Here is a 6,372-nt window from a genome sequence, read left to right as displayed (position 1 = left end):
TATTATCAGGCAGCTGATTTATTTGTCAGCTCATCAAACTCAGAATCACAAGGGTTGACTTATATTGAAGCAATCGCATCCGGAACGGATATTGTAGCACGTCTAAACGAGTACACAGAAACGTTAACGCAAAATGGCTCTTTTGGCATGACGTTTAGTGATGACTCACAAATTGCAGAGACGGTATACAGTTACTTTACTCAGAATAAAAAAAATCAATGGATAAAAAAAGAACGAACCAGTTTATTAAACTCCATTTCGTCCGAATTATTTGGAGAAAAAGTTTTACAATTTTATAGAGAGACTATTCAGCAGTACATGCACGAAAAAGAGGTCGCTGTCCATTCAAATCATTAAAACGTAGATAAGAAAGGAGGGGGATAAAACCATGATTAAAATAACCATGTTTTCTTCTGCTGATAAAGTGGCTGGACAAGGCGTAGGAAGTGCATATGTTGAGTTACTTCAATTATTAAAAAATTACCATTCTTCTACTTTATTGGTTTCTATTAATCGTTATACCAAAACACAAATCAGCCATTATCATACGATTGATCCAATTTTTTTTATTAGTACATTTTTTAAACATCATTTTGGCAGACGAATCGGATACGTTCATTTTTTGCCTTCCACTTTAAAAGGCAGTCTTCAATTGCCTCGTTGGGTAACAGTTCTCTTTTATTGGTATGTGATTGCTTTTTATAAACGAATGGATCAGCTTGTAGTTGTAAATCCTTCTTACATTACCGAACTAATGAAATACGGAATACCAGAAGAAACAATTACGTATATCCCTAATTTTGTTTCTAAAAAAGATTTTTATTCTTTAGAGCCTCATCAAGTAAACCAGATAAAAACTTCTTTAGGTCTAAAAGAAAAGCGATTTATCGTTTTTGGAGCTGGACAAGTGCAAGAACGGAAAGGGGTAATGGACTTCATTAAGCTAGCTGAAGCAATGCCTGATATTCAATTTATTTGGGCAGGAGGATTTTCATTTGGCAAACTTACTGATGGTTATGAAAAATTGAAACAAAAAATGGAACACCCACCTAAAAATTTATTGTTTACTGGTATTGTCGGAAGAAAAGAAATGCTCCGTTATTACAATATAGCTGATGTTTTTTTGCTGCCTTCTTATGATGAACTCTTTCCCATGTGTATTTTAGAAGCCTTTTCTTGTGGGACTCCTGTGGTCTTAAGAGACTTAGCACTCTACCTTCCTGTATTGGAAGGGTACTATTTACCTGCTGCTAACCGAGAAGCAATGCAAGGAGAAATTGAACGTTTAGCGAATGATGCTGCTTATTATCAAGCAGCACTGCAAAAAACAACTGCTGGTAACAACACTTATTCAGAAGAACGCTTAGCACAGATATGGGGAGACTTTTATCAGCAGCAAGAAAAGAAGAATGAGCAAAGATAGAAAATACCTCTTTCGGGTTAATGGTTTTTCTTTTTAGTTTGTTCAGCAAAATGCTATACTAAAATCAATGACTAAATGAAAAGGAGTTGGTGTAAGTGAAAAAAATTGGATTTATCGGAATAGGAGTAATGGGTTCTTCAATTGTTAAACACTTGCTAAAAGCGGGTTATGAGGTAAATGTCTACAATCGCACAAAAAGCAAAACAGATGAGGTGGTTTCTTTAGGAGCCAACTGGTATGATGATCCAGCAACTGTTACGAAAGAAAGTGAAGTAGTTTTTACGATTGTTGGTTATCCAGAAGATGTAGAAGAAACTTATTTTGGAGAAAAAGGGATTTTTCAAACAGCTACAGCTGAACATATTTTAATCGATATGACAACTAGCACCCCTTCATTAGCAGTGAAACTATATAAAAAAGGAAAAGAAAATGGAATAGCTGTGCTAGATGCGCCTGTTTCAGGTGGAGATTTAGGGGCCAAAAAAGGAACGCTGACGATCATGGTCGGTGGTGATGAATCAACTTATGCTGCTATAGAACCTATTTTTAAAGAATTTTCAAGTAAAGTAAACTTACAAGGATCAGCTGGCAAAGGTCAACATACTAAAATGGCCAATCAAATCATGATTGCCGGAACGATGACAGGAATGACAGAGTTGCTGGTATACGCTGATGCTGCAGGACTTGATTTAGAAAAAGTGTTAGATACTGTTGGCGGTGGAAGTGCAGGAAACTGGTCGTTAGCTAACTATGGACCGCGTATTTTACAAGGTGATTTTTCACCAGGATTTTTTATAAAACACTTCGTAAAAGATTTAAAAATTGCTCTAAATGAAGCGAGCAGAATGAATATTGACTTGCCATTTACAGCATTAGCGCAACAATTGTATGAAAAACTTGAAACAAATGGCCATGGAGACGAGGGGACACAAGCTTTTATTAAATTATGGTGGCCTGACGGGAAAAGAAAAATGAACTTCTAAAAAGATACAAAAAGTTGCTCTGAAAGTTAAAGAGCAACTTTTTTTACATGATTGTCCTTTTACTCTACCGCCTGGAAGAGATAGAAAATCAAAAAATTCTTTTAATTACTTTGAAGGAAGTTCGAAAAAAAAGAAGTTTTTAATGAAAAAAAGATGAGTTTACTGTCTTTTAATGAAAAATCTGTTAAAATAATGACTGAGTCAAGTCTGAAAGGGGCACGAGAAGATGAAACCTTCACAATTACAGGCGATTATTCGCCGGTTGGAAGCTATGCTAGAAGATAAAGAGAGTGAAGTTCAAATTCGTAGATTTGAAAAAGAAGGCTTAGAACGTTGCCTAATTTCCTATGATGCGAAGACTGCTACTTTTGAATTAGAAGATAGTTCAACTCACCAAGTTTATCAATTTGATGATTTGGATTTAGTCGCAATTGAGATTTTTGAATTGTTGCAAGATTAAAAATTAAAGGTTAAAGGTAAGCTTACTTAGTTAAGCTTGTCTTTAACCTTTTTTTGTAAAACACAAGGATGATAAGGTCAATAATTATGCAACAAAATTTTGGTTGTTTAACAAATAGTGTTGATATAACAAAATAAAATTTATTCTGGAATAGATGGATTTGTTTGAGGCTTGAATCGTTAGGCATAGCTACAAGCAACCATTATTCCTCCAAAAATACCTTGTAATCAATTAACTAATCTATCTACTCTACAAATTATAGAGTCAAAATTTTTGATGGAATAAGGTAGTTATCCATTCAGGAATTAGGTATAATAAGTTTAAATTTAGATTAAAACCAAATTAAAAAATGTTGAACTATAAAGGAGCACAATAAAATGAAACGGAAAATACAGGTCGGAATATTAGGTTTTGGAACAGTAGGCAGCGGTGTTTTGCGTATTCTAAAACAGCATGAAAGCAAAATCAAACAAATAACCGGAGAAGAATTGAACGTAAAGAAAGTATTGGTTCGCAATGTTGAAAAAAAACGTGGAGAATTTTCTGAAGGAATTGAATTAACCACAAATGCAGCTGATATTTTAATGGATGAAGACATTGATATTGTAGTAGAAGTGATGGGCAGTATTGTCCAAGCAAAAGACTACATTTCTCAAGCTTTAAAAGCAGGAAAACATGTCGTAACAGCTAATAAGGACTTGATTGCTTTGCATGGAAATGAATTAGTAGCATTAGCGAATGACTATCAGTGTGATTTATACTATGAAGCTAGTGTTGCAGGCGGTATCCCTATCTTGCGGACAATTGTTGATAGTTTAGCTTCTGATCACATTCAAAAAGTTTTTGGAATCGTGAATGGAACAACTAATTTTATGTTGTCTAAGATGACAAATAACAACGATACATACGAAGAAGCATTGCAAAAAGCACAAGAATTAGGTTTTGCTGAAAGTGATCCTACTAATGATGTTGATGGGATCGACGCAGCTAGAAAAATGGTAATTCTGACTCGTTTGGCGTTTGGTATGAACGTAGAATTAGAGCAAATTGAAACAAGAGGGATCCGGAATATTCAATTAGCAGATATTGAAATGGCAAAACGGCTTGGCTACCGCATCAAATTGATTGGTGCAGCTATTGAAAAAGACAATAGTGTACGAGTTGATGTAGGACCAGTTTTAGTTCCGGAAGACCATCCTTTAGCGGGTGTACAAAATGAAAACAATGCCGTTTTTGTTGTAGGTGCTGCGGTAGGAGAAACCATGTTTTATGGGCCAGGAGCCGGAGCTTTACCAACCGCTACCAGCGTCGTAAGTGATCTTATTACAGTAGCTAAAAATATTGGTCTAGGAACGACAGGAACAGTTTTTAATTCTTATCAGCATGAAACGAACCTCACCAAAGACAAAGACGTAGAATCAAAATATTACATGGCTATTGATATGCAAGATCAGACCGGCCAATTTTTAGAGTTAACTAAAATTTTTAATAAATCAGATGTAGGTTTTGATCAAATCATCCAACAACCATTTTCAAAAGCATCTGCCAAAGTAGTGATCGTGACTCATAAAATGAATAAAGCGCAACAGACTCAGATTATAAAAGACTTGGAAAAAGCTGAAGGAATGAACTTATTAGTCTGTTTTAAAGTAATGGAGGGGAAATAATGTACAAAGGATTGTTAACTAAATACAAGAAAGTTTTGCCCGTAACGTCAGATACGCCCATGATTTCGCTAAGTGAAGGAAATACTCCTTTGATTCCGTTGACTAATTTATCTAAAGTCTTAGGAATCACATTATACGGAAAATACGAAGGGTTAAATCCAACAGGTTCTTTTAAAGACCGAGGAATGGTGATGGCAGTAGCAAAAGCGAAAGAAGAGGGAGCAGAAGCGATTATTTGTGCATCTACAGGAAACACAAGCGCTTCAGCAGCTGCTTATGCAACTAGAGCAAATATGAAAGCTTATATTGTCATTCCAGAAGGAAAAATCGCATTAGGCAAACTGGCACAAGCGGTAATGTACGGTGCGGATATTATTTCGATTCAAGGAAATTTTGATGAAGCTTTGCGTGCTGTTCGCCAATTAGCTGAAACAGAAGCAGTTACTTTAGTCAATTCAGTCAATCCTTATCGTTTAGAAGGCCAAAAAACAGCCGCATTTGAAATTTGTGAAGATTTAAAAAAAGCGCCAGATGTTTTAGCTATTCCAGTCGGAAATGCTGGTAATATTTCAGCTTATTGGAAAGGGTTTAAGGAATGGAATGAATTGCATCAAACAGGACTGCCGAGAATGCATGGTTTTGAAGCAGAAGGTGCTGCTGCTATTGTTAAGGGTCAAGTGATTGCTCAACCAGAAACCATTGCAACAGCAATTCGTATCGGCAATCCTGCTAGTTGGGAATTGGCTGAAGCAGCTAGAGATGAATCAAAGGGGAAAATTGATTCTGTTACAGACGATGAGATCATTGATGCGTATAAAAAGGTAGCTGCAATGGACGGTGTGTATATTGAGCCGGGGTCAGCAGCTTCGTTAGCGGGTGTGATCAAAGATATAAAGAGCGGAGCCATTCAGGCAGGAGAAACAGTTGTATGTGTGTTCACAGGTAATGGATTAAAAGATCCTGATACGTCAATGAATGTGACGGAGATTCCCATTGTGAGATTAGACGGTATCGAAGAAATGAGAACTCATTTAAAGGCAGGTGTTTCTAAAAATGCTGACTATTAGAGTCCCGGGTACAACCGCCAATTTAGGCCCAGGATTCGATTCATGTGGATTAGCTTTAGATCTTTATTTGACGCTTGAAGTTGGGGAAGAGCAAAGTGAATGGCACATTGACCATCATTTAGGAGAGAAGATTCCAAAAGATAAAGAAAATTTGATCATTCAAACAGCTTTGACCTTAGCTCCGAATCTGGTTCCAAGAAAGCTGATGATGCAAAGCGATATTCCTTCTGCTCGCGGCTTAGGCAGCAGTTCAGCAGCGATTGTAGCCGGAATAGAATTGGCGAATCAACTTGAGGAGTTAGAACTGACACCTATGGAAAAAGTGAATATAGCAGCAGCTATTGAAGGGCATCCGGATAATGTAGCACCAGCTATCTTAGGGGATTTTGTAGTTGCGAGTCAGTTAGATCAAGAAGTATATGCAGTTCAGCATACTTTCCCAGAAACGGGAATTTTAGCGATCGTGCCTAAAAATGAATTGCTGACTACTCAAAGCCGAGAGGTGCTGCCGAAAACAATGACCTATTCTAAGGCGATCGAAGCTAGTGCAACCAGCAATGTTATGATTAGTGCTATTCTAACGGGCAATATCAGCTTAGCAGGTAAAATGATGGGAAAAGATTTATGGCATGAACCCTATCGAGAAAAGTTAATTCCGCAATTGAGGATGATTAGACAATGGGCAAACGAAAATGGTGCTTATGGAACTTTTTTAAGTGGTGCAGGGCCCACCGTAGTGGTGCTTGTTCCAAAAGCTAAATTGAATGAAGTC

Annotated in this window: 7 protein-coding genes; all 7 read left to right on the top strand. The window is 36.8% G+C overall.

The features are described 5' to 3' along the window. The coding region (locus RT405_RS03600; protein WP_396163185.1) for a glycosyltransferase at positions 1 to 357 on the top strand (357 nt) is incomplete at its 5' end. A 31-nt stretch (positions 358 to 388) separates the two neighbouring features. Next, on the top strand, positions 389 to 1,423 hold the full coding sequence (locus RT405_RS03595; RefSeq protein WP_313467621.1) for a glycosyltransferase family 4 protein: 1,035 nt from the start codon (positions 389 to 391) through the stop codon (positions 1,421 to 1,423). Between the two features lie 95 nt (positions 1,424 to 1,518). Next, positions 1,519 to 2,406, top strand: coding sequence for an NAD(P)-dependent oxidoreductase (locus RT405_RS03590; protein WP_313467620.1), 888 nt, complete (start codon positions 1,519 to 1,521; stop codon positions 2,404 to 2,406). A gap of 226 nt (positions 2,407 to 2,632) precedes the next feature. Next, complete coding sequence (locus RT405_RS03585) at positions 2,633 to 2,866, top strand: YkuJ family protein (protein WP_035028943.1); 234 nt, start codon at positions 2,633 to 2,635, stop codon at positions 2,864 to 2,866. A 377-nt stretch (positions 2,867 to 3,243) separates the two neighbouring features. Beyond that, positions 3,244 to 4,533: a homoserine dehydrogenase gene (locus tag RT405_RS03580; RefSeq protein ID WP_313467618.1), complete on the top strand. Its 1,290-nt coding sequence runs from the start codon at positions 3,244 to 3,246 to the stop codon at positions 4,531 to 4,533. After that, positions 4,533 to 5,600, top strand: coding sequence for a threonine synthase (gene thrC / locus RT405_RS03575; RefSeq protein ID WP_313467616.1), 1,068 nt, complete (start codon positions 4,533 to 4,535; stop codon positions 5,598 to 5,600). The genes RT405_RS03580 and thrC overlap by 1 nt, the downstream gene beginning before the upstream one ends. Further along, the coding region (gene thrB / locus RT405_RS03570; protein ID WP_313467678.1) for a homoserine kinase at positions 5,590 to 6,372 on the top strand (783 nt) is incomplete at its 3' end. The genes thrC and thrB, both read left to right, overlap by 11 nt.

Source organism: Carnobacterium sp. (genome assembly GCF_032094055.1).
GTDB lineage: Bacteria > Bacillota > Bacilli > Lactobacillales > Carnobacteriaceae > Carnobacterium_A.
The sequence above is the reverse complement of the archived record's forward strand: the minus strand, read 5'-3'. Positions and strand labels throughout refer to the sequence as shown.

Excerpts from the sequence above, each read along its gene's own strand:
- RT405_RS03595 (WP_313467621.1), top strand. The coding sequence starts at position 389 with ATGATTAAAATAACCATGTTTTCTTCTGCTGATAAAGTGGCTGGACAA.
- RT405_RS03585 (WP_035028943.1), top strand. The coding sequence starts at position 2,633 with ATGAAACCTTCACAATTACAGGCGATTATTCGCCGGTTGGAAGCTATG.
- RT405_RS03580 (WP_313467618.1), top strand. The coding sequence starts at position 3,244 with ATGAAACGGAAAATACAGGTCGGAATATTAGGTTTTGGAACAGTAGGC.
- thrC (WP_313467616.1), top strand. The coding sequence starts at position 4,533 with ATGTACAAAGGATTGTTAACTAAATACAAGAAAGTTTTGCCCGTAACG.